Consider the following 23,602-nt stretch of genomic DNA (forward strand, 5'->3'; position numbering starts at 1 on the left):
CCGCCGCAGCCGAGCACGACCGACGGATCAGGCACTGTTGACCAGGTCCGCCTGGTGCACGGCGTGCGCGAGGGGCGCGCCCGCGCCGAGCAGCGCCAGCTCGTCCACGACCGTGCGGCCCAGCCGCTCCAGCTCGTTGCCGAGGGAACCGGCGATGTGCGGGGTCAGGAAGACGTTGGGCAGCCGGTACAGCGGGGAGTCCGCGGGCAGCGGCTCCGGCTCGGTCACGTCCAGGACCGCGCCGATCCGTCCGGAGACCAGCTCGTCGGCGAGCGCGTCGGGATCGACGAGGGCGCCCCGGGAGGTGTTGACGAGCACGGAACCGTCCGGCATGAGCGACAGCCGCCGGCGGTCGAGCATGCGGTAGGTCTCCGGGATGTCCGGCGCGTGCAGGCTGACGATGTCGCTGGTGCGCATCAGCTCGTCGAGCGGCACGAGTGCGGCCCCCAGCGCGGCGGCCTCGGCGGCGTCGACGTAGGGGTCGTACAGCGTCACCGTGAAGTCGAAGGGTCGCAGCAGTTCGAGCAGGCGGCGGCCGACCCGGGAGGCGCCGATGATCCCGACCCGCCTGCCCAGGTTGCCGACCGCGGCGTGGTCGGCGGGCGGCGGGTAGACGTGCTCGGCGCGGAACCGCTCCCGCAGCCCGAAGGCGTCCTTGCCGGACAGCAGGATCGCGGCGAGCGTGAACTCGGCGACCGGCACTGCGTTGGCCTGCACGGCGTTGGACACGACGATGCCCCGCTCCCAGACCGCGGGCGCGACCAGGCTGCGTACGCTGCCCGCCGCGTGCAGCACGGCCCGTAGCCGGGGTGCCGCGGCCAGGACGACCTCGTCGATGCGCGGGCAGCCCCAGCCGGTGATCAGCACCTCGGTCTCGGCCAGCGCCTTGGCCATGGCCGGATCGCCGAAGTCCTGGAGGACCAGGGCGGGGTCGATCCGGGCCACGTCGCCGAGCCGTGCCATGAGCCGGGGCGGAAAGAGTTCGGGAAGGTGCACCGGGTTCATCGCGAACAAGGCGCGCGGCGGCAGCTCTGACGTGGGCATGGATCTCCGCTTCTACACGAGGAGGGGAAGTGAGAACGAGGTAGTAACCGTATTCCACGCTAGGGCTCGCCAGCTCGGCCAGTCAACGTTCCTCCCGGGGTGCACGTACGGCGGTGAAGCGCCTGCGATCCGGGGGTGGATGCCAAAACAGCAGGTCAATGGCCGCCAGCGGGTAACCTGCCCGCAAGCTCGTCGAAACAAATGAGCTCCCCCCTCTTGTGGCGTGGGCCCACTGCGTCCTACCGTCCATGGGAAACGGTTACTGAAACTCTGTAGCCACCCACCCTCGCCTGCCCTGCCTTCAGCCGCCCGCGCCCTCTCCCCACCGCAGGCGCTGTCCGCCCCTTCCCGGAGGACCGATGAGCACCATCCGTACGAGAACCCTCGCCGGCGCGGCCGCTGCCCTCTCCCTGTCCCTCGTCCTGAGTGCCTGCGGTGGCGGCGACGACACCGACTCGGCGGCCAAGACCACCAAGGGCAAGGTGCAGCTGGAGTTCTGGAGCTGGACCGAGGGCATCTCCGACCAGGTCGCGGTGTGGAACAAGGAGCACCCCGAGACCCAGGTGAAGTTCGTCAACGCCGCGGGCGACACCGTCTACCAGAAGCTGCGCGCCGCGGTCACCTCGGGCAACGCGCCCTGTCTGTCGAAGATGGACGGGATGAACCTGGCGAACTTCGCCGCCGACGGCCTCCTGACGGACATCACGAAGGTCGCCGCGCAGTACAAGTCCCGTTACACCGTCCCGGCCTGGAACGCGGTCAGCCCGGGTGGCGCCACCTACGGCATCCCCACCGGTTCCTCCCCGCTGTTCACCGCCTACCGCGCGGACCTGTTCGAGAAGTACGGCGTCAAGGCCCCGACCACCTGGGACGAGCTGATCGCCGCCGGCAAGGCGGTGCAGAAGAAGAACAAGAACGTCAAGATCTTCAACATGGCCGGCGAGGACCCGAGCACGCTGGTCGACCTCTCCTGGGAGGCCGGCGCGCAGTGGTACGCCGTGGACGGCGACCACTGGAAGATCGGCTTCACCTCGCCCGACGCGCTCAAGGCGGGCGATGTCGTCCAGCAGCTGGTCGACAACAATCTCGCCTCCAACGCCTCGTACGCCGACCCGGGCGTCTTCAAGACCTGGGACCTCGGCAAGACGATCCTGATGACCACGTCGACCTGGCAGCTGCCGATCTACGACACCAACTTCCCCAAGTCGAAGGGGAAGTGGCAGCTCGCCGACGCCCCCGTCTTCGACACCGCCAAGCCGCAGACGTCCAGCAACTTCGACGTCACCGCCGTACTCAAGGGCTGCAAGTACCCCGACCGCGCGGCCCAGTTCGCCGCCTGGCTGTCCAGCAGCAAGGAGTCTCTGACCGCGCTCACCGACCCCAAGTCCAAGTCGGGGCTCTTCCCGGCGGTCAAGGACGTCTCGCCGTACGTCGACAAGATCATTCCGACCGAGATGTTCAACGGGAAGTCCGACAGCGCGCAGGTCATCACCACCGCGGCGTCCCGGGTGGGCGAGCAGTGGCAGTACGGCCCGGACTACGCGGCGATGTACTCCGAGATGCAGAAGCAGTGGGGCAAGGTCATGAAGAAGCAGCTCACCGTGAAGGCGATGCTGACGCACCTTCAGGAATGGGTGCTGGCCGACCTGAAGAGCAAGGGCGTCAAGGCCGTCGCCGCGAGCTGACCGTCAACGCCCCCTGAGCGCACCTCACTGGAGACACCCTTGTCCACCCTCACGCGGCCGGCGAAGGCCGCAGCAGACTCCCCGGTCCGGCGGACCTCCCCCCGCCGGGCCGGGAGGCGGGGAGCCTACAAGGGGCTGCTGTTCATGCTGCCCTTCCTGATCGGCTTCCTCCTGACCTACGTCGTGCCGATCGGCTACGCCTTCAACCAGAGCCTGCACGAGAAGAAGAGCAGCGGCCTCGGCTTCGGCCCGACGAAGGTCGTCTTCACCGGCTTCGCCAACTTCTCGGCGATCCTGGCGGACGGCACCTTCTGGGCCGGGATGCTTCGCACCCTGCTCTTCGGCACCGCGCAGATCACGGTCATGCTGGGCATCTCGCTGCTGCTGGCCCTGCTGCTCGACGGCGTCGCGGCCCGGGCGGTCCGTTTCTTCCGCGCCGGACTGCTCATCCCGTACGTCATCCCGGGCGTGGTGTCGACGCTGATCTGGCTGTTCCTCTACAGCCCGACCGCGAGCCCGATCGTCGACATCGGCGACAGGGCGGGCACCACCGTCACCTTCTTCGGCGGCCTGAACACCTATCTCTCGCTGGGCAACCTGCTCACCTGGCAGGGCATCGGCTTCAACATGATCCTGATCTCCGCCTCACTGCAGGCACTGCCCCGCGAGCTGTACGAAGCGGCGCGGCTCGACGGTGCGAAGGAGTGGCGGATCGCCTGGTCGATCAAGGTGCCGAACATCACCGGGATCCTGGTTCTGACCGGCATGTTCTCCCTGATCGGCCGCCTCCAGCTGTTCACCGAGCCGCTGTTCCTGCGGTATGTGGCACCGGAGTCCATCAGCACCGACTTCACGCCCATGCTGGAGATCTTCGACCGGGCGTTCAAGACCGGCGACTACCAGTACGCCGCCGCCGAGTCCCTCGTCCTCGCCGTCGTCACCGGCATCCTCGCCTTCGTCTTCTACCGCGTCACGAACAGGAAGGTGTCATGAGCGCCGTCACCACCGGGGGCGGCGTACGCCCCACCCGCCGGGCGGTGGCGCTCACCACCGGTCTGCTGATCGTCTTCCTGCTCTACTCGCTCGCCCCCACCTGGTTCCTGCTGGTGGCCTCGACCAAGAACCAGACCGACCTCTACTCCACCTTCGGCCTGTGGTTCTCCTCCAACCACCTCGCCGACAACTTCCAGGCCATCTGGGACTACCACGACGGGGTCTTCGGCCGCTGGATCGCCAACTCCGTCCTCTACTCCACGGTCGGCGCCGCGGGGTCGACGTTCATCTCGCTGGCCGCCGGCTACGGACTGTCGAAGTACGAATTCCGGGGCAGGGGCGCCCTGTTCGGGGTCATCGTCGGCGCCTCGCTGCTGCCGAGCACCCTGCTGGCGTTCCCGCTCTACCTGGTCTTCGCGAAGATCGGTCTCACCAACACGGTGTGGGCGGTGCTGATCCCGTACTTCATCAACCCCTTCGGGGTGTACCTCGGCAAGGTCTACGCCGACACCTCGATGCCCACCGAGCTGATGGAGGCGGCCCGCATCGACGGCGCGAGCGAGACGCGGATCTTCTTCTCGGTCGCACTCCGGCTGATGACCACCGGCGGCATCACCATCTTCATGCTCGACTTCGTCAACATCTGGAACAACTTCTTCCTCCCCCTGTTCATGCTCAACGGCGAGCGCTCCTTCCCCGTCACCCTGGGCCTGTTCTCCTGGGTGCAGCAGGCGCAGACCTCCCGCGACATGAACACCCTCGTCCTCACCGGGTCCCTGCTGTCGATCATTCCGCTGGCGGTCTTCATGTTCGCCCTCCAGAAGTACTGGCGCAGCGGAATCCTCATGGGCAGCCTCAAGTAAAGGATCAGTCGTGCCCGACGCACCCATCACAGCCGTGCCCAGCGCACCGAGAAGACGCGACGTGCTCAAGTACGCCGGCGCGACCGGTGTCGTGGCTGCCGCCATCGGCCTGCCGACCGCCGTGACCGCCACACCGGCCTACGCGGCCGAGCCGGACGCGGCAGGCGCGCGAGGCCGCGCCCCGCTCGACGTCGTCGTCTTCGGCGACACGGACTCCGAGACGGCGCACAACCTCACCGCCGCCCTCTCCGACACGGTCACCGGCGGCCTGGGCCAGAGCGCCCGCGTCCTCAACCCGACCGAACCGGCCTCGTACGCGGGCGGCACCCTGAAGTTCGAGGTCGCGGTCAGCCCGACCGGCACCACGTACGTCACCGTCCGCCTGTGGGGCGACGACTACGACGACAGCTCGGCCGAGGCCGCCTCAGGCACCGACATGTGGCGCCTCCAGCTGTTCTGCGAGGGCAAGCAGGTCGGCCACCAGGACCAGGGCGCCGTCGACAACCTCGACATCCTCGACACCGCGCCCCGCACCCCGGGCCGCTTCTTCTTCCACACCCTTCCGCTGCCGGAGAAGATGACCGCCGGCAGGAAGAAGGTGTCGCTGGAGATCCGCGCGCTGGGCCGCATCTGGTCCTACGGCCAGAACCAGGCCCAGCTGTACTACAACATGACCACGCCCTCGCGTGGCATCTACCGTCTCTACACCCACACCGACCCCCGGTTCGTCCCGCCGAAGGGCGAGGTCCAGGGCCCCGCGCCGACCCCGAAGCCCCGTACCGGCGGCGAGGGGATCCTCGACGACATCAAGGCGCGGGTGCAGAAGGACCAGAAGTACCTCCTCACCTCCGCGACCCCCGCCACCCTGGACGGCTGGGCGATGCAGTCCCTCGCCGAGGGCTATCTGTGGTCCGGCAGTCCCGCTTACCAGCAGGACGCAGCCGTCGACCGGGTGCTGGAGGCGATCGACGGCCGGTACATGGCGTGGAAGGCCGACGACACCGTCATGACCGGGTCCGACCAGCAGTGGCAGGGCTTCGGCCGGGTCGGGCTCGTGCTGGCCCTGCTGTGGGAGCACCTCGGCGACCGCCTCGACACGCAGGTGACCGGCTCGCCGTACGCGATAGCCAACCCCGGCTTCGAGTCGGGCGCCGACACCCCCACCGGCTGGGAGAAGCCCGGCTGGGCCCCCGGCGGCACCTGGGCCCGCGACACCACGGTCGCCCGCTCGGGCTCCGCCTCCCTCAAACTGACGGCCACCGGTGCGGGCGACTACAGCTACGTCTACTCGGCGCCCAGGACGCGCGTCGGCTCGGGCACGTACACCTACGGCGCGTGGATCAAGACGGACGGCGTCACCGGGCTCGGCGCGCACATCGACCCGCTCTTCTTCGACGCGAGCGGCAACCTGGTCGGCAGCGACCACAAGGTGTACGCCACCACCGGCACCCACGACTGGGAGTACGTGTCGGTCGACCTGGCCACCCCGTCGGGCGCCACCCAGATCGAGATGCACCTGCGCCTGACCGGCCCCGGCACCGCCTGGTTCGACGACGTCACCCTCGTCGCCCCCACCGGCACGGACACCCCCGTGCCGCCGGTGCGCAAGGACGCGTACGTCGACATGCTCAAGTCCAGCCGGGACTACTGGCGCCGGCACTTCCCGCACTACAGCAACCAGTCCCAGATCTGCGCCATCGGCATCTACCAGACCAACCGCGGCCTCAGGCTCCTCGCCCCCGACCTCGCCCTGTCCGAGGACAAGGCGCGCGACTACCTGTACCAGTCGCTCGGCATCAAGCCGTACCTCGGCCCGGAGGACGCCGACGGCAACCCGACCAAGCCGCTCGGCGAGAGCTACTACCAGGTGACGAAGGCGGGCCTGACCCGCGAACTCGGCTACGTCGGCAACTACGGCGAGGTCATGGACTGGCTCGTGATGATGTACGAGTCCGTCACGCGCGGGTACGGCGGCCAGGAGGCGCCCGAACTGCGCGAGCAGATGGTGCGGATGACCAAGGCGCGCGGCGCGTTCCGGGTGGTCGACGTCGACGGGGACGGCTGCCGGATCTCCCGCATCGAGACCGTCATCGGCTGGCGCAACGAGGTCTACCCCGGCGAGATCGGCTACGCCTCGCGCACCGCGTGGGACTCCAACCCCCTGATGACCGCGGTCGCCTTCAAGGACCCCGACATCGTCGGCTGGACCCAGGAGATGATCGCCGACGGCCAGCTCTACCCGCAGCTGACCCTCCAGGCCGAGCACACCTGGACCCGCGTGGGCCTCAACGCCCTGCGGTTCGTCTCGCACGACTGGCCGGAGTTCCAGGCCCTCGCCGCCCGGCCCGCCCGTATCCCGACCGGCTGGGACCGGCCCGACTTCGTCGTCACCGACGAGGAGAACGGGTGCGTGGCCGTCAAGAACGGCAAGGAACTCCTGTTCGCCTCGCTGTACTGGCGTGCGCGGCAGGGCGTCAACAACTACGCCCGCATCCACCAGGTCACGCCCACCGACCAGCGCTCCGCCACCATCCGCCAGCGCACCGCGGGCGCCACCGGCGACACCTTCACGGCCCGCGACTGGATCCTGTGGGACTACGCCATCAACGACCCCGGCGCCGCGGCCATCCCGCCCGGCGGCTTCCCGCCCCCCGGCGAGACCCTCCACCAGGCCCTCGCGGGCGACGTCTACCACCTGGCGCCCGTCCCCGCCGACGTCCCCGACCCCACCCTCGGTGTCCACTTCGACGGCGTCGAGACCATGCTCGTGGGCCGCGCGCCCTTCTACCTCTGCGAGTACGGCGACTACCTGATCGCCATGAACACCAGCACCGACAAGGTCTTCACCCTGCCGGCGCGAACCGACTTCGGGCCGGCCCGCGACCTCGCGACCGGCAAGACGGTCGGAGCGGGCCAATGCCCCAAGCTCGGCCCGCGCAGCACGCTCGTGCTGTATCGCGGCTGAGCCGACCGCGCGCAGCACTTCCCCGCTCGACACCACTCAACGCCGAGTGAAAGAGAACCCTCCCCGTGAACGAGCCGCAACCCACCACCAACACGTCCCCCAACCGCCGCCGTTTCCTCAAGCTCACCGCCGTCGGCGCGGGCGCCGCGGGCCTCGCGGGCGCCGGCGCCCTGGCCGGGGCGAGCCAGGCCGCCGCCGTCACCTCCGGCCTGACCGCGCTGACCCACCCCGGCGTCCTGCACAGCCGAGCCGACCTCGACCGCATGCGCAGCAAGGTCGCCGCGGGCGCCTCGCCCTGGATCGGCGGCTACAACGTCTTCGCCGCCGACTTCTTCTCCTCGTCCTCGTACGTCGTCGCGGGCGGCCGGGCGACCGTCACCCGGGGTACCAGCCCCGAGAGCGGCAACATGGAACTCTGGTACGACTGCAACGCCGCCTACCAGAACGCCCTGATGTGGTACATCACCCAGGACACCGCGCACGCCTCCAAGGCGCTGGAGATCATCAAGTCCTGGACCAACGCCCTGCAGACCATCAACGGCGCCGACGCCGAACTCGCCGCCGGCGTCTACGGCGCCAAACTGGCCGCGGCCGTCGAGATCATGCACTACACCGGCCCGGCCGGCAGCTGGACGCAGTCCGAACTCGACGCCACTGTCGCGATGTTCAAGAACGTCTTCGTCCCGCTCATCAACATCTACGGCGACGGCGGCTACGGCCTGATGGGCCTCAAGGGCATGATGCAGATCGCGGTCGCCTGCAACGACCTCACCCTGTTCAACGACGCCTACAACGCCTTCTACACCAACAGCTGCTGCGCCCTGACCAAACTGATCCAGTCCGGCACCGGCCAGTGCTGCGAGTCCGGCCGCGACCAGGCGCACACCCAGCTGATCCTCGGCTCCCTCGCCGAGATCTGCCAGACGGGCTGGATCCAGGGCCTCGACATGTTCGGCGCCTCCAACTCCCTGCTCCTGAGCGGCTACGAGTACACGGCGAAGTACAACCTCGGCAACAGCGTCCCGTACGACGCCACCTTCGGACGCTGCAACTGGCACTGGTCGTCGCTCTCCGCCAGGGACAGCTTCCGCACCATCTACGAGATCGCCTACAACCACTACGTGAAGCGGGCCGGCAAGTCAGCCCCGTACACCGCCCAGGTGGCGAGCCAACTACGGCCGGAAGGCGCCCCCTTCCAGTGCGACCACCCGGGCTTCGGCACCCTCCTGTTCTCCCTCTGAGTCCCGAACGGACCCCACGTGATCCACAACCCCGTCCTGCGCGGTTTCGAACCCGACCCGGTGATCCTGCGCGTCGGCGACGACTTCTACATCGCCACCTCGACCTTCGAGTGGTACCCGGGCGTACGCGTCCACCACTCCCGGGACCTGGTCAACTGGCGTGCGCTGGGCGGGGTCCTGGACAGCCGGCGGCTGCTCGACCTGACCGGCGTGCCGGACTCCGGGGGCATCTGGGCGCCCGGACTGTCGTACGCGGACGGTCTGTTCCACCTGGTCTTCACCGTCGTCGACACCTACGCGGAGGGCTGGAAGGACCTCCCCAACTATGTGACCACCGCGCCCGCGATCGAAGGCCCCTGGTCCGACCCGGTGCCCCTGCACGGACGGGGCTTCGACGTCTCCCTCTTCCACGACGACGACGATGACGGCGACGGCCGCAGCTGGCTGCTGAACATGCGCTTCGACTGGCGCCCGGACCGGGACATGTTCGCCGGGATCGAGCTCCAGGAGTACGACCGCGGGACGCGGACCCTGCTCGGTGAACCGCGGACGATCTCCGTGGGCACCGCGGCAGGCGTCGCGGAGGGCCCGCACCTGTACAAGAAGGACGGCTGGTACTACCTCGTGCACGCCGAGGGCGGCACCGGCTACGAGCACGGAGCGGCCGTCGCCCGCTCCCGCGACCTGTTCGGCCCGTACGAACCCGACCCGGCCGGACCGCTTCTGACGTCCCGTCACGACCCGTCCCTGGAACTGCAGAAGGCCGGCCACTGCTCGCTCGTACGGACGTCGACGGGCGAGTGGTACGCCGCCCACATCACCGCCCGCCCCTACACCGAGCGCGGCCGGTGCGTGCTGGGCCGGGAGACCGCGCTGCAACCGGTCACCTGGACCGAGGACGGCTGGCCGCGCATCAAGGGCGGGGTGCCCGCCGTCACCGTGCCCGCCCCGGCGCTCGCCGCTGCGCCCGTGCCGCCCGAGCCCGTCACCGACCGCTTCGAGACTCTCGGACCGCACTGGTCCACCCTGCGCCGACCGCCCACCCCGGACTGGATCGAGCCCGCGCCGGGACGGCTGCGCCTGCACGGCGGCCAGTCACCCGTCGGCCGCCGGTCCCCCAGCCTGCTCGCCCGCCGGGTCACCGCACCCCGGTGCACGTTCGAGACCCGGCTGACCTTCGCCCCCCGCACCCCCGACCACCTGGCCGGGCTGACGGCGTACTACAACACCCGCAACTGGCACTATCTGTACATGACGGCCGAGGACGACGGATCCCCCGTGCTGACCGCGCTGAGCTGCGCGGCCGGCGCGCTGACCGCGCACCCGGTGCGGATCCCGCTCCCGCCCGGTCTCCCCGTCGTGCTGCGCGCCGAACTGGACGGTCCCGTCCTGCGTTTCTCTTACGACGTCGACGGGACCGGCCCGCACCGCCTGCCGCTCGACCTCGACGCCACCGTCCTCTCGGACGAGCACGCGGACGAGTTCCACGACGGACAGCTGCGCGTCCTCGGCTTCACCGGCGCGATGCTGGGCCTGTGGGCGCAGGACCTGGACGGCGCCGGAGTGCACGCCGACTTCGCGTACGCCACGTACCAGGAGGACCAGGGGTGATCGAGCTCGGACGCGTCCGCCTGTTCTGCACGACCCTGGGGCCCACCGACTCCCCCGCCCTGCTGCTGGTGCATGGCTGGGGCGGCGACGGCCGGGAGTGGTCGCCGCACGCCGAGGCGCTGGCCGACCGGTTCCGGGTGATCGTCCCCGACCTGCGCGGCCACGGCCGCTCCGAGGTGCCGGACGAGGGCAACACCCCGGCGGAGATGGCGGACGACCTGGCGGCCCTGCTGAAAGCGGTCGGCTGCGGCCCGGTGGTGGCCGTCGGCCACTCCATGGGCGGACAGGTGGTCAACCTTCTCGCGGTACGACACCCCGGGCTGGTCCGCTCGGTCGTCGCCCTCGACCCGGCGCACGGCGCGCACGGGGCCGAAGTGGACGGGATTCCGGGGCGGCTGGCGGAGTACCGGGAGCACGGGTCCCGTGCGGCGGCCGACTTCGTCGCGGGGGCGTTCTCCGACCGGGCCCCGGCCGGGCTGCGCACCGCGCACGTCCGCACCATGCTCGGCACCCCGGACCACGTGATCGCCCAGGCGTACGCCGGCATGTACACCGAACCCGGCGCCGTGGGCATCCGCCCGCACAGCGAGGCGTACCTGCGCCGCCGCACCCGGCCGGCGCTGACGGTGTGGACGGCGGCGGAGCCCGCCGCCTGGGAGAGAAGCACCCTGCACGTGACCGGCTCGCGTGTGGAGCACTGGCCGGGCATCGGGCACTACCTGCACGAGGAACGGCCCGAGGACACCGTCCGGCTCGTCCTGGAGTGGGCGGACGCCGGGTGACGGCGGCCCGGCCCGGAGCCTCACGTCGATCTCCTGCCCAAGAAACATCAAAGCGCCCCTCAAGGCCGGTCCGTCCGCGATGTGCCGCCGCCGGGTTGTTGGTTAGGGTCACCTTCGAGGGCTGAGTCGAACACCAGGGGGGCTTGGGTTGGAGCGCCTGGCAGGTGCGGAGCCGGAAGCCGGCCAGGCCCGGTCCGGCAAGGCGGGCGTGTGCCTCTGGCCGGTCGCGGTGCTCGCCACGCTGGTGGTCGGGCTGCTCGGGTTCATGTACGCCGGTCACACTCAGCCCGGCCGGGTGGACAGGTGGTTCGTGAAGCCGACGGAGGACAGCGTGCGCGGGCCCTGGAGGCGTGTCGCCCTGTCCCTGGACTTCCTCGGGGAGCCCGCCGGATCGGTGATGGTGGTCGGGGCCGCCGTGACGGCATGTCTGCTGCTACGACGGCCTCGCGCGGCCGTGCTCGTGGTTGCCGGTGTCGCCCTGGCCGTGGGGGCGGCGACGCTCCTCAAGCATGTGGTGGGGCGCACCATCCACGGCCCCGGCAACCTCTCCTATCCGAGCGGGCACACCGCCTTCTTCACCGCACTCGCCCTCGTCGGGGCGCTGTTCGCGACCGGCCGGCTCGGCCTGGGCAGGACGGCCGCCACGTCACTCGTGCTCGCCGCGGCGCTCGTGGCAGGCGCCGCGATGGGATGGGCGCAGGTCGCCCTGGGCGCGCACTATCCGACCGATGTCCTCGGCGGCTGGTGCACCGCGCTGGCCGTGGTCCCGGCGACCGCGTGGCTGGTCGGCCGGACGGCCGTGGCCGGTCGGCAGGAGCGTCCCTGATGTCATCCCACGGTGCGTTACACCAGGCGGCGGAAGACCGGTTTCACAGGCCGTCCGCCCAACCAGGGGGTCGGGTCGCCGTCGTCCAGTGCCTTGCGGTACACCGCGCAGGCCTGCGCCACCGCGTCGACCGTGTGATCGATGTCGGCGTCGCTGAGCGCGCTGCTCACCACGAACGACGGCGCCAGCACCCCACCCGCCAGCAGCCGGCGCAGGAACAGGGTGCGGTACTCCTGCGAGGGCTGCCCGTTCCCGTCGAGGGTGGCGAAGACCAGGTTGCTGGCCCGGCCCCGGACGACGACGTGCTCGCCGACGCCCATGCCGGCCGCGGCGTCGCGGACACCGGCGGCCAGCCGCTCGCCGAGGGCGTGCAGCCGCGCGGTGACGCCCTCCTCGGCGTAGACGGTCTGCACGGCCATCGCGGCCGCCAGCGAGTGCGTCTCGGCACCGTGCGTGGTGGACAGCAGGAACACCCGCTCGCCGGAGTGCCGCAGCCCGCCCCGCTCCATCAGCTCGCGGCGCCCGGCCAGCGCGGAGACGGCGAACCCGTTGCCCAGCGCCTTGCCGAAGGTGGAGAGGTCGGGGACGACGCCGTACAGGCCCTGCGCGCCCGCCTCGGACCAGCGGAAGCCGGTGATCATCTCGTCGAAGACCAGGACGCAGCCGTGCCGGTCGGCGAGCTCGCGCAGGCCTGCGAGGTAGCCGGGCGGCGGCTCGGAGTGGGTGGCGGGTTCGAGGATCAGGCAGGCGATCTCGCCCTGGTGGCGGGTGAGCAGTTCCTCCGTGGCGGCCAGGTCGCCGTAGGGGAAGGTGACGGTGAGGTCGTTGGTCTCCGCCGGGATGCCCGCGGACATCGGCGTGGTGCCGATGAACCAGTCGTCGACGGAGAAGAACGGGTGGTCGGCGCAGATGGCCACCCGAGGGCGGCCGGTGGCGGCGCGGGCGAGGCGCACCGCGGCGGTGGTGGCGTCGGAGCCGTTCTTCGCGAACTTCACCATCTCGGCGGTCGGCACCGTGGCCAGGAAGCGTTCCGCCGCCTCGACCTCCAGGTAGGACGGCCGGACGAAGTTGCCGCCGCGGTCGATCTCCCGCCGTACCGCCTCGGTCACGCGCGGGTGGGCGTGACCGAGGCTGACCGAGCGCAGACCGGAGCCGTACTCGATGTAGCGGTTGCCGTCGACGTCCCACACGTGGGCACCGCGGCCGTGGCTGATGACCGGGGCCAGGTCCTCGGGGTACTGGTCGTCGCCCTTGGCGTAAGTGTGCGCGCCCCCGGGGATCAGGGCATGCAGCCGCTCGTTCGCCTCCCGCGAGCGGGGCAGGAGGAGCTCTGCGGTGTCTTGGGTGTGCAAGCGGGCCTCAACTTTCTTGGTGCTTCAGGACCTCGGCGAGGCTCGGTGCCTCCCGGTCCCGTTGGGACATCGAAGTGACCGGCAGCGGCCAGTCGATGGCGAGCTCCGGGTCGTCGAAGGCGATCGTCACGTCCTCGGACGGGTCGTGCGGCCGGTCGATCCGGTACGAGGTGTCGGCGGTCTCGGTCAGCGCCTGGAAGCCGTGCGCGCATCCCGCCGGGATGTACAGGGTCACCTGGGTCTCGCCGGACAGTTCGAAGGACGTCCAGTTGCGGTAGGTCGGCGAGGTGGGGCGCAGGTCGACGACGACGTCGAAGATGCGCCCGTACGAGCACCGCACCAGCTTGGCCTCGCCGGCGCCGGAGCGCAGGTGCAGGCCGCGCAGCACGCCCCGCACCGAGCGGGAGACGCTGTCCTGGACGAAGGCGTGCGGGTCGAGGCCCACCGAGCGGATCACGTCGGCGTCGAAGGTGCGGCAGAAGAAGCCGCGTTCGTCGGCGTACGGCGTCGGCTCGAAGAGGTGTGCGCCGGCGATCTCGGGGACTTCGGTGGCTTTCATCGGGCCTTCCGTGGGGCGTGGGCGTTCGCCGGGAACAGGGTCGTGGTCAAGGCGGTGAACTGCTCGTCGAGTTGCTCCGCGGCGACCCGGTTGCGCTCGGCGAGGGTCTGCCGCAGCTGTGCCGAGTGCTTCTCCAGGTCCCGGAACTGTTCGAGGAGCCGGTCGGCGTCGACCTCGCGGGCCGGGTGGCAGTACGCGCCGAGGCCCATCCGGTCCATGAGCGCGTCGCTCTTCGCCGCGTAGCACAGGGCGAGCACGGGCGTTTCGGTCTTCAGCGCGCAGATGAGGTTGTGGTAGCGGACCGCCACCACGGAGTCGGCGGCGGCCATCTCGTTCATCAGGTCGGCCAGGGAGGCCGGTTGGGCCGCGGTGACCAGGGGTGAGTCGACCACGTCGAGGATCGCGGCGACCACCGTCTCGTCGCAGGTGTCACCGGTGAGCAGCCGCACAGGTCTGCCCTCCTCGACCAGGGTGCGGACGAACGTGATCGTGCCGTCGAGGTAGCGCCCGTGGATCTCGTCGGCGCGGGCGCGGTCGTCGTTGCCGCCGTGGAAGTCCATGACGCCGAGGCAGACGGTACCGGGCGTGCCGGTGGGCGCGCTCGACTTCGGCGTCGGCAGGGAGAACGCGAGGTCCGGGTAGACCTCGTCGCGCGCGGTGTCCACGCCCATCGCGTGCATCGCGTCGCGGGACTGGCCGTCACGGTACGACCGGTAGGCGGCGAGCCGTCCCGACCAGCGCACCAGGGCGCGGGTCGGGCGGCTCTTGATCTCGGCGGCGCCGACGCTGACCAGGGCGACCCGGGTGCCCACCAGCCGGCCGCTCGCGCAGAGCAGGAACAGCGAGTAGGGGAAGCCCCAGGGGCGCAGCGGCAGGGTGGCCTCCAGGACGCCCATGCCGGGCACGATCACCACGTCGTGCCGGCGCACCCAGGCGGCGGTACGGAAGACGTCGACGAGCTTGCCGAGTCCCTTCGAGGCGATCGAGCCCAGACGGGACGCGGTCCGGTACTCCGCGCGGTTCCAGTGCAGCCGGGTCGCGGGGATCCCGAACCTGGCCGTGACCGCCTCGGGTCCGCCGCACAGGGCGTCCACCTCCGCGTCCGGATGCTCGGTGCGGAGGTATCCGAGGAGGGCTTCCAGCGATCCGTCGTTGCCGAGGTTGCCGGAGCCGAGCAGGCCGAACAGGCCGACGCGCACAGCGGTCATGCCCGCCTCCCCTCGCGGCCGGCGACGAGGGCGTCGACGGAGACGGTGAGCTGGGCCGGGTCGACCGGCGCGCGGTCCTCGACCCGCTCGCCGGCCCCCGGCCGGGCCCGGCTGGTCATCCACGCGGCCATGTGCCGGTAGCAGGCGCGCCGGTCGGCCGGGGAGATCGGTGCCCGCCGGATCGCCGAGGCGAAGCCCCAGACGTACTCGGCGAGCAGCCGGGGCGTCGGGTGCAGCAGGCCGGCCCGGCGCGGGTCCAGGTTGACGCACCGGGAGCGCTTGGACGGGTTGGCACGCTCGGCGCGGGTGGGGTGGTCGCGGCGGAAGTACAGGAGTTCCGGCACCTGGTGGAAGCGCCCGTGCAGGGCGATCTCGGCGACGAAGGTGCGGTCGGCGTGGTGGTAGCTGTCCATCGGCTTCACCCGGCGCAGCGCGGCGGCCCGGATCACGCCGTAGAAGTCGTCGCCGCCCGGCTCGAAGAGCATGCTGCGGAAGCGCTCCGGCGCGTGCGGCGAGTCGGTCGCGAGGGTGTACTCGTACGGGACCTTCACCTTGCCGTCGCCGTCGATGACCGCCTGGTCGGCGTGGGCGAGGATCACGTCGGGCCGCTCGTCCAGCGCCTCGACGCAGCGCCGGATCAGGTCGCGGGCGTACAGGTCGTCGTGCGAGGCCCACTTGAACAGCTCACCGCGGCACTCGGCGAAGACCCGGTTGTGGTTCGGCGTGGCGCCGATGTTGCGGGGCAGCCGGAGGTAGCGGATGCGTGAGTCCTGCGCGGCGTACTTGCGGCAGATGGCCTCGGTCCCGTCGGTGGAGGCGTTGTCGGAGATGACCAGCTCGAAGTCCTCGTAGGTCTGGCCGAGCAGGGCGTCGAGCGACTCGGCCAGGTACTCCTCGCCGTTGTAGACGGGCAGGCCGATGGTCAGCCTGGGCTGGGAGGTCATGATGTCCTCACTTCGGGAACGGAGTTGGGGTCGCGCTCGCGCAGGGCGGACCGCAGTTGCAGCCACCACACGGCCGAGCCGCTGAGGGTCGCGGCGGCGACACCCCAGGCCGAGCCCGCCGTACCGGCGAGTGCCGCACCGCCGAGACCGCCGCCGACATAGCAGGCGGAGGCGAAGAGTTGGCAGCGCAGGCTGCGCCGGGCCGCGCCGAGGGCGCGCAGGCCCGCGGCGGCGCCGGTGCCGAGGCCGGCGCCCGCGACGCTGAGGGTGATCTGGACGATGAGGTGCGAGGAGGAGTGCCAGACGTCGCCGAGCACCAGCTCGCCGAGCCGGCCCGGCATCAGCAGCAGCGCCGAGCCCCAGACCAGCGCCGCGACGGCCTGCCCGCCGCCCAGCAGGAGGCAGAACCTGCCCAGTTGGTGGGGGGCCTGCCGCAGTACCCGGGCCGCCTCCGGGACGGTCACCAGCGACAGCCCCATCAGTACGGCGAGGAACGGGCCCATCAGGAGCTCGGCGCCCCGCACCGCGCCGACCGCGCTCACGCCGACGATCCCGCCGAGGCCGTACGCCCGCAGCTGGCTCGCGCCGCTGAGGCTGACGTTCTCGACCAGGTACCGGTAGCCGAGATCCCGCTGCTCGCGCAGCCAGCCGCGTGCCTCGGTCAGCCGGGGCCGGATGCCGGACTGGAAGTAGCCGTACACGGCGGCCACCGCCGCGGACGCGCCCCAGGCCAGCACGAAAGCGGCCACGGTGTTCACGTGGGCCGCCACCACCATGGCCGGGACGAGCGCCACACACCACACGATGTCGTTGAGGAATGCCTTGCGGCCGTTGCCCGCGGCGAAGAACGAGAATCGCCAGGCGTCCTGCAGCAGCAGTCCCGGCATCATGACGCCCAGGCAGACGAACGCGGGTCCGAGCCGACCGCCGAGTGCCAGCCCGGCCACCAGGGACACCGCGCCGATGGCGGTGCCGACGCCGATCGCCGTGCCCGTCGAGCGGGCCACCGCCCCGCGCCAGGACGCTTCCGGCACTCCGCTGAAGCGCACCACGAGCGGGTCGGTGGCAAGGCCGCGGGAGACGTTGAGCACCACGCCGTAGGTCACCCAGGCCAGGCTGAACACGCCGAACGCGGTCACCCCCAGCGAGCGGGCCACATAGATGCCCACCGCGAAGTTGGAGATGCTGGAGGCCGCCTGGTCGGCCAGTCCCCAGGACAGCCGGCCGACCAGGGCCCGCTTGGCGGACCTGGCCGGTGGCGCCGTTGTCGGCGGGTTCTCCCCCTCGACGGGCAGCGACGTCATGTCTTGACCAGCCCCGCCTCGTGCAGGGCGTCGGCCGCGCCGGCGACGGTGTCGAACGGCAGCCCGGACCGCTCCGCGACCTCCAGCAGGTCGTGCTCGCCGTCGGACAGGCTGAGCACCCACAGCATCGCCATCTGGGCCTGCTTGGTGTCGCTGCGCCCGCCGAGCGCGTCGTACAGTCCGCGCCGCCCGAGCTGCGGTTCGCCGTACGGGCTGAGGTTGACGTACTGACGGTTGCGGTCCAGGACGGCGAACGCCTCGCGGCACACGGCGAGGGTGTCGGCCATCGCCTCCGGGGAGACGAAGTCCAGGTTGTCCGCCGAGGTGTGGTACTCGGGGTAGCCCGCGTACGGGGTCCGGGTGAGCGAGCCGACGCCAAGGTTGAAGCCGGGCGAGCAGTACTGCCGCTCGTCGTAGCCGTACGGGGTGAACTCGTTGACCTGGTGCGGGCGTTCGGAGACGGTCAGCACGTACTGCAGCACCCGGTCGATCTCGGCGTCGCCGCGCCGGCTCCGCTTGTACGTCAGCTGCCCCGGGTCCCCGGCGCAGGCCAGCACCAGGCCGTGCTTGACCCGGTCCACCCGCTCGGCGTTGCGGGCCAGCCAGGTGATCGCCCCGATGGTGCCGGGCGCGAAGATGAACCGGTAGGTGTAGTACGGCGTTTCCTCGGCCAGCGCCCGGGCCAGGAAGGTCGCCACGGCGACGCCGGCCATGTTGTCGTTGGCCAGCGCCGGGTGGCAGACGTGACAGGAGACGATCACCTCGTCGGCCACCTGCCCGGGCACCACGTGCTCGGCGTAGGTGAGGTGGCCGTCGGCGAGGGTGGAGTCGATGCGCACCTCGTACTCGCCGTCCGGCATCGCGTCCAGGGTGTCCTGGGCCAGGCAGAAGCCCCACTCCGGCTTGTAGTAGCTGGTGCGGTACGGCACCCAGGACGGCCGGTCCGGCAGGGTGTGCAGGTGCGGGCGCAGCTCGGACAGCGGCATGGTCGCCGCCACCGGGACGCTGTAGCCGAGCACGTGCAGGCTGGACGCGGCGAAGTCGACGACCCGGTTGCCGGCCGTGTCGGCGATGTACGCGTCGCGGATGTTCCACTCCTGCGGCACCGTCCAGTCGAGCACCTGCGTCCCGGTCGGCACCTCGTGCACGTCGAGCGGGATGTACTCGCCGACGATGTCCAGGGTGGCGCGCACACCGTCGCCGGTGATGCTCCGGCAGAGCGGGTAGAGCCGCTCCACCAGGGCGTACATCTCCTCGCCTTGTGTGGTCACCGGCGCCACCGCAGGGTGTCGTCGACGGTGCCGGCCTCGGAGGCCGCGCGGAGCACGGCGAGGCGGGTGAAGCGCTGGTCGAAGGCCTCCTTGGTCAGCCCGAACTTGCGGTAGGCGTCGGCGAGTTCGAGCGCGCCGCGCTTGACCGACCACTCGATGTCGAAGCCGGGGATCGCGGCGCGGAAGCGGGAGAAGTCCACCCGGTAGGAGCGCGGGTCGGCGCCGTTCTCCCCGGTGATCCTCACCTTCGCGCCGGGCACCGCCTCGGCGACCTGCTCGGCGATCTCGGCGACCGTGACGTTGTTGGTCTCGCTGCCGATGTTGAACGCCCGGTCGTGCACGGCCTCCCGGGGCGCGGTCAGCGCGGCCGTGAAGGCGCGGGCGATGTCGACGGCGTGCACCAGCGGGCGCCAGGGGGTGCCGTCGGAGAGGACGAGGACCTCGCCGGAAAGCAGCGCGTGGCCGACAAGGTTGTTGAGCACGATGTCCGCGCGCAGCCGGGGCGAGTAGCCGAAGGCGGTGGCGTTGCGCATGTACACCGGGGTGAAGTCGTCGTCGGCCAGCTCGTGCAGGTCGTCCTCGACGCGCACCTTGGACTCCGCGTACGGCGTCACCGGGCGCAGCGGGGCGTCCTCGGCCACCAGCTCGTCGCCGCCTGCCGCGCCGTAGACGGAGCAGGTGGACGCGTACAGGAAGCGCCGCACCCCGGCGTCGCGGGCGAGCTCGGCGAGTCGTACGGACGCGTGGTGGTTGATGTCGTAGGTGAGTTCCGGTGCCAGCGAGCCCAGCGGGTCGTTGGAGAGCGCGGCCAGGTGGATCACGGCGTCGACGCCGGCCACGTGCTCGGCCGTGACGTCGCGCAGGTCCACCTTGTGCCCCTGCGGGTCGGCGGGGGTCTCGCCGAGGACGCAGTCGGCGAACAGGCCGGAGTCGAGGCCAACGACCTCGTGTCCGGCGGCGGCGAGGACCGGGGCCATGACGGTGCCCAGGTAGCCCTGGTGACCGGTCAGCAGTACGCGCATGGTTCAACCCCCAAGGTTGAGCTTGAGTTTGGTGACGGCGAACGCTTCGGCGTATCGCTCGTGGCATTCGATGCCGCGGATCCGCGCGAGGCCCAGGAAGGCCTCCCGGTCGTACCAGGGCCGGTGGCGCTGCGAGGCGTAGTGCTCCTGCAGCAGCCGTACCTTCTCCTCGGCGATCTCCACAGGCAGCGGCTGGTAGGCCGTCATGCGGCCGAGGTCGCCGTCCCACTTGACGATCTCGTAGCCGAGCACGAGGTGGTCGCGGAAGGCGGTGGGGATGAGCTGTGCCAGGCCGCGGTGGTCCTGGTGGGCGTCGTCGGTGCGCGGGGCGAGGATCAGGTCCGGGTCGGTCTGCGCGCGCAGTTCCTCGACCGCGGCCTTGGCCTCGTCCCAGTGCACGGGCATCCGGCCGTCCGGCAGCTTGAGCACGGTCAGCCGCAGGTCGGCGCCCGGGCAGAAGGCGGCGAGCGCGGCCCGCTCCTCCTGCTCGCGTTCGGTGCCGCCGCCGGAGAGCACCAGCGCGTCGACCCGCAGGCCGGGCCGCGCGAGGCACAGGGCGAGCAGCGTGCCGCCGACACCGATCGCGATGTCGTCGCAGTGGGCGCCCACGGCGACGATCGCGTCCGGGGACCCGGCCCCGAGTCGGATCACGCTCGTACTCCCTGCTCCCACACGGCCCACGGACGGTCGCCCTGGGCATAGGCGGCGTCGAGGGCGGCGCGCTCCTTCACGGTGTCGGTCGGCTTCCAGAAGCCGCGGTGCTGATGCGCCACCAGCCGCCCGCGCTTGGCGAGTTGGGCGCAGCCGTCGGCGACCAGGTCGCCGTTCTCCGGGATGTGGTCGAAGACCTCCTGGCGGAGCACGAAGTAGCCGCCGTTCTCCCACAGGGGCAGTTCGCTCACCGCGGTGATGCCGCCGACCAGGTTGTCCTCGCCCAACTCCACGCAGTGGAAGGAGGACTGGGGCGGCACGACCATCATCGAGGCGCCGGCGTCGCGCTGCGAGAACTTCTCGATCATCTCGGGCAGCGGGGCGTCGGTGAGGACGTCGGCGTAGTTGGCGAGGAACATCTCGTCCCCGTCCAGGTGGTGGCGCACCCGGCGCAGCCGCTCGCCGATGGGCGACTCGATGCCGGTCTGCGCGAACGTGATCGTCCAGTCGGCGATGTCGGTGGACAGCAGCTCCGTCTGCCCCTTGCGGAGCACGAAGTCGTTGGACGTCGTCTCCTCGTAGTTGAGGAAGAAGTCCTTGATGTGGTGGGCGCCGTAGCCCAGGCACAGGATGAACTCCTTGTGCCCGAAGTGCGCGTAGTAGCGCATGACGTGCCAGATCAGCGGGCGCGGGCCGACCATCGCCATCGGCTTGGGCACGTCGTCGGCGGTGCCGTTGCGCATCCGCATCCCGTAACCGCCGCAGAACAGAACGACCTTCATGCTGTGACCTCTTCCGACGCGGCGTCGACGATGCTCAGTTCCGGGATGGGGAAGACGAGGCGGCCGCCCCATTCGTGGACGAAGGACAGCTGCTCGGTCAGCTCGGCCCGCAGGTTCCACGGGAGGACGAGCACGTAGTCCGGCTTGTCGGCGGCGATCTGCTCGGGCGGCAGGATCGGGATGCGGGTGCCGGGGGTGAACCTGCCGTGCTTGTAGGGGTTGCGGTCGACCGTGTAGGCGAGCAGGTCGGGCCGGATGCCGCAGTGGTTGAGCAGGGTGTTGCCCTTGCCGGGGGCGCCGTAGCCGACGACCGTCTCGCCGCGCTCGGCCGCCTCGATGAGGAACTTGAGGAGGTCGCGGCGCACCTTGGCGACCCGGTCGGAGAACTCGGTGTACCCGGACAGCTCCTGCAGCCCGGCGGCCTTCTCCCGGGCCAGTACGTCGGCCACCCGCGAGGTCGGCTCGCCGGCCACCTCGGCCGGCCTCGCCCACAGCCGGATGGAGCCGCCGTGCGTGGGCAGCAACTCGACGTCCACGAGGGCGAGTCCGCCGCTCGCGAGGGCGCGGATCGCGGAGGCGACCGTGTAGTACTGGAAGTGCTCGTGGTAGATGGTGTCGTACTGGTTCTCCTCGATGAGGGTCAGCAGGTGCTGCACCTCGACGGAGACCCAGCCGTCGTCGGCGACCAGGGCGCGCAGCCCCTGGGTGAAGCCGACGACGTCGGGGATGTGTGCGTACACGTTGTTGGCCACGACGAGGTTCGCCGGGCCGTGCTCGGCGCGGACCTTCGCGCCGGTCTCCGGGCTCAGGAACTCGGTGAGCGTGGGGACGCCCTTCTCGCGCGCCGCCGCGCCGACGTTCACCGAGGGCTCGATGCCCAGGCAGCGGATCCCCCGGTCCACCACGTGCTGGAGCAGGTAGCCGTCGTTGCTCGCGACCTCGACCACGAAGGCGACGGAGCCCTCGGCGTCGAGCCCCGCGCGGTCCACGGCGTCGGCGACGAACGTACGGGCGTGCTCGACCCAGGAGGTCGAGTAGGAGGAGAAGTAGGCGTACTCGCTGAACGTCTCCTCCGGCGTGATCAGCGGAGGCAGCTGGGCGAGCCAGCAGTCGGTGCAGACCCGCAGGTGCAGCGGGTACGCCGGTTCGGGCCGGTCCAGTTGGTCCGCCGCGAGGAAGCTCTCGCACGGCGGGGTCGCCCCCAGATCGACGACGCTGGCCAGCGTCGCCGAGCCGCAGAGTCGGCATCGTGTCATGTGCTGTTCCCATCCCCCCTGCTCGCGCGGGAGTCCCCGCCGCGAGTCCGTTCCGACCGGACCGCGATCGCGGTGCGGTACTCCTCGACCAGGCGCTCCAGCCCTACGGCCGGGCTGAAGCCCTGTTCGTAACGGAGCCGGGCCGTCCGGCCCAGCTCCCGGTTGGTGGCCGGTTCGGCCGTGATCCGGCGCAGGCAGGACGCGAGCGACGCGGACTCCCCCGGCCGGTGCAGCAGTCCGGTCACGCCGTCCTCGACGAGTTCGACGAAGGCGCCGTGGCCGGCGGCGACGACCGGGACCCCGGCCGCCATCGCCTCCACGACCACCAGCCCGAACGCCTCCAGCCAGGTCGAGGGGGCCACCACGGCGACCGACCGCGCGATGGCCTTCTGGCACTCGGCCGTGTCGTACAGGCCGACGTACCGCACGTCGTCCCGGCCCGCCGCCCAGGCGGTGACCTCCGCCTCCAGTGGTCCGGTGCCGGCGATCACGAGCGGTACGCCCACACCGCCGCCGGCCGTGATCTCGTCCCAGGCGGCCATGAGCAGCCGGACGCCCTTGGCCTCGGCGAGCCGGCCGAGATAGAGCACGTGTTCGCCGTCGTCCGTACGGCGGGCGTCCGGGTCGGGTACGAAGTTGTGCTTCACCGCGAGGCGTTCGGCGGGCATCCCGGCCCGTACGAGGACGTCGCGCTGCGCGGCGGAGATGCACAGGAACCGCTCCACGCCGGACCACCAGCGCCGCCGGTTCGCCGACATGCTGACCGCGAGCGGCACCGTCGCGAGGCGGGAGTCGCGGTAGCAGCCGTGCCGGACCGCGGGCAGCGGCACCGACGAGCCGACGCACTCGGTGCACGGCCGCCCGTCCCGCTGGAGTGTGCCGGGCGGGCAGATCTGGGTGTAGTTGTGCAGCGTGGCGACGGCGGGCACGCCGGCGTCGGCGCAGGCGGCGAGGACCGCGGGCGACAGCAGCGGGAAGACGTTGTGGACATGGACCACGTCCGGCCGCTCGGCGCGCAGCCGGGCCGCGAGCTCCGTCCGGACCGCCGGGTTCCACGGCACCCGCAGGGGCACCGCGACCTTGCCGAGCAGGGACATGGCGCCGATGTCGTCGCTGCGCCGCTCGAACAGCCCGACCCGGTGACCGCCCGCGCGCAGCAGCTCCACCTCCTGGTCGACGACCTTGTTCTCGCCGCTCGGCTGCGCCGAGGCGTAGCGGTTGTGCACCACGAGGACGTGCATGC

Annotated in this window: 20 protein-coding genes; 8 read left to right on the top strand and 12 right to left on the bottom strand. The window is 71.1% G+C overall.

All coding sequences use genetic code 11. The annotated features are described in order from the left end of the window. Positions 1-27 precede the first annotated feature (27 nt). Positions 28-1,044 (bottom strand): hydroxyacid dehydrogenase, encoded by a 1,017-nt coding sequence (locus tag MQP27_RS45685; protein ID WP_242776970.1) that lies wholly within the window; start codon positions 1,042-1,044, stop codon positions 28-30. Positions 1,045-1,403: 359 nt separating this feature from the next. On the opposite strand from MQP27_RS45685, the gene MQP27_RS45690 reads away from it, so the two are divergent. The 8 genes from MQP27_RS45690 (at position 1,404) to MQP27_RS45725 (ending at position 12,010) form a co-directional block, all read left to right on the top strand. After that, entirely contained in the window at positions 1,404-2,729 is a 1,326-nt protein-coding gene (locus MQP27_RS45690) for an ABC transporter substrate-binding protein (protein WP_242776972.1), read from the top strand. 39 nt (positions 2,730-2,768) lie between these two features. Then, complete coding sequence (locus MQP27_RS45695) at positions 2,769-3,722, top strand: carbohydrate ABC transporter permease (RefSeq protein ID WP_242776974.1); 954 nt, start codon at positions 2,769-2,771, stop codon at positions 3,720-3,722. Beyond that, entirely contained in the window at positions 3,719-4,585 is an 867-nt protein-coding gene (locus tag MQP27_RS45700; protein WP_242776976.1) for a carbohydrate ABC transporter permease, read from the top strand. The genes MQP27_RS45695 and MQP27_RS45700 overlap by 4 nt, the downstream gene beginning before the upstream one ends. A gap of 10 nt (positions 4,586-4,595) precedes the next feature. Continuing rightward, positions 4,596-7,550 carry a Tat pathway signal sequence domain protein gene (locus tag MQP27_RS45705; RefSeq protein ID WP_242776978.1) on the top strand — a complete coding sequence of 985 codons (2,955 nt, stop codon included), beginning with the start codon at positions 4,596-4,598 and terminating at the stop codon, positions 7,548-7,550. Positions 7,551-7,615: 65 nt separating this feature from the next. Beyond that, positions 7,616-8,791 carry an alginate lyase family protein gene (locus MQP27_RS45710; protein WP_242776980.1) on the top strand — a complete coding sequence of 392 codons (1,176 nt, stop codon included), beginning with the start codon at positions 7,616-7,618 and terminating at the stop codon, positions 8,789-8,791. A gap of 18 nt (positions 8,792-8,809) precedes the next feature. After that, positions 8,810-10,402 (top strand): glycoside hydrolase family 43 protein, encoded by a 1,593-nt coding sequence (locus tag MQP27_RS45715; protein WP_242776982.1) that lies wholly within the window; start codon positions 8,810-8,812, stop codon positions 10,400-10,402. After that, a complete protein-coding gene (locus MQP27_RS45720) occupies positions 10,399-11,184 on the top strand; it encodes an alpha/beta fold hydrolase (protein WP_242776984.1) in 786 nt (261 codons plus the stop codon). Before MQP27_RS45715 ends, MQP27_RS45720 begins: the two co-directional genes overlap by 4 nt. 208 nt (positions 11,185-11,392) lie before the next feature. Continuing rightward, a complete protein-coding gene (locus tag MQP27_RS45725) occupies positions 11,393-12,010 on the top strand; it encodes a phosphatase PAP2 family protein (RefSeq protein ID WP_242777286.1) in 618 nt (205 codons plus the stop codon). A gap of 17 nt (positions 12,011-12,027) precedes the next feature. On the opposite strand, the gene MQP27_RS45730 is transcribed toward MQP27_RS45725, so the two are convergent. The 11 genes from MQP27_RS45730 to MQP27_RS45780 are packed head-to-tail and all read right to left on the bottom strand — an operon-like array spanning position 12,028 to position 23,600. After that, positions 12,028-13,362: a glutamate-1-semialdehyde 2,1-aminomutase gene (locus MQP27_RS45730; protein ID WP_242776986.1), complete on the bottom strand. Its 1,335-nt coding sequence runs from the start codon at positions 13,360-13,362 to the stop codon at positions 12,028-12,030. 7 nt (positions 13,363-13,369) lie between these two features. Then, the gene (gene rfbC, locus MQP27_RS45735; RefSeq protein WP_242776988.1) at positions 13,370-13,921 is read right to left on the bottom strand and encodes a dTDP-4-dehydrorhamnose 3,5-epimerase; all 552 of its coding nucleotides are present in this window, start codon (positions 13,919-13,921) and stop codon (positions 13,370-13,372) included. Further along, entirely contained in the window at positions 13,918-15,129 is a 1,212-nt protein-coding gene (locus MQP27_RS45740; RefSeq protein WP_242776990.1) for a polysaccharide pyruvyl transferase family protein, read from the bottom strand. The genes rfbC and MQP27_RS45740 overlap by 4 nt, the downstream gene beginning before the upstream one ends. After that, entirely contained in the window at positions 15,126-16,073 is a 948-nt protein-coding gene (locus MQP27_RS45745; protein ID WP_242776993.1) for a glycosyltransferase family 2 protein, read from the bottom strand. Before MQP27_RS45745 ends, MQP27_RS45740 begins: the two co-directional genes overlap by 4 nt. After that, positions 16,070-17,377, bottom strand: coding sequence for an MATE family efflux transporter (locus MQP27_RS45750; protein ID WP_242776995.1), 1,308 nt, complete (start codon positions 17,375-17,377; stop codon positions 16,070-16,072). The genes MQP27_RS45745 and MQP27_RS45750 overlap by 4 nt, the downstream gene beginning before the upstream one ends. Continuing rightward, a complete protein-coding gene (locus tag MQP27_RS45755; protein ID WP_242776997.1) occupies positions 17,374-18,657 on the bottom strand; it encodes a DUF4910 domain-containing protein in 1,284 nt (427 codons plus the stop codon). The genes MQP27_RS45750 and MQP27_RS45755 overlap by 4 nt, the downstream gene beginning before the upstream one ends. Beyond that, positions 18,645-19,670, bottom strand: coding sequence for an NAD-dependent epimerase/dehydratase family protein (locus MQP27_RS45760; RefSeq protein ID WP_242776999.1), 1,026 nt, complete (start codon positions 19,668-19,670; stop codon positions 18,645-18,647). Before MQP27_RS45760 ends, MQP27_RS45755 begins: the two co-directional genes overlap by 13 nt. 3 nt (positions 19,671-19,673) lie before the next feature. Then, a complete protein-coding gene (locus MQP27_RS45765; protein WP_242777001.1) occupies positions 19,674-20,321 on the bottom strand; it encodes a PIG-L deacetylase family protein in 648 nt (215 codons plus the stop codon). Beyond that, a complete protein-coding gene (locus tag MQP27_RS45770) occupies positions 20,318-21,103 on the bottom strand; it encodes a sugar phosphate nucleotidyltransferase (RefSeq protein WP_242777003.1) in 786 nt (261 codons plus the stop codon). The genes MQP27_RS45765 and MQP27_RS45770 overlap by 4 nt, the downstream gene beginning before the upstream one ends. Continuing rightward, positions 21,100-22,359: a class I SAM-dependent methyltransferase gene (locus MQP27_RS45775; protein WP_242777005.1), complete on the bottom strand. Its 1,260-nt coding sequence runs from the start codon at positions 22,357-22,359 to the stop codon at positions 21,100-21,102. The genes MQP27_RS45770 and MQP27_RS45775 overlap by 4 nt, the downstream gene beginning before the upstream one ends. Continuing rightward, positions 22,356-23,600: a glycosyltransferase gene (locus MQP27_RS45780; protein WP_242777007.1), complete on the bottom strand. Its 1,245-nt coding sequence runs from the start codon at positions 23,598-23,600 to the stop codon at positions 22,356-22,358. Before MQP27_RS45780 ends, MQP27_RS45775 begins: the two co-directional genes overlap by 4 nt. Positions 23,601-23,602 lie beyond the last annotated feature (2 nt).

Source organism: Streptomyces cylindrosporus (assembly GCF_022698165.1).
GTDB classification, from domain to species: Bacteria; Actinomycetota; Actinomycetes; order Streptomycetales; family Streptomycetaceae; genus Streptomyces; species Streptomyces cylindrosporus.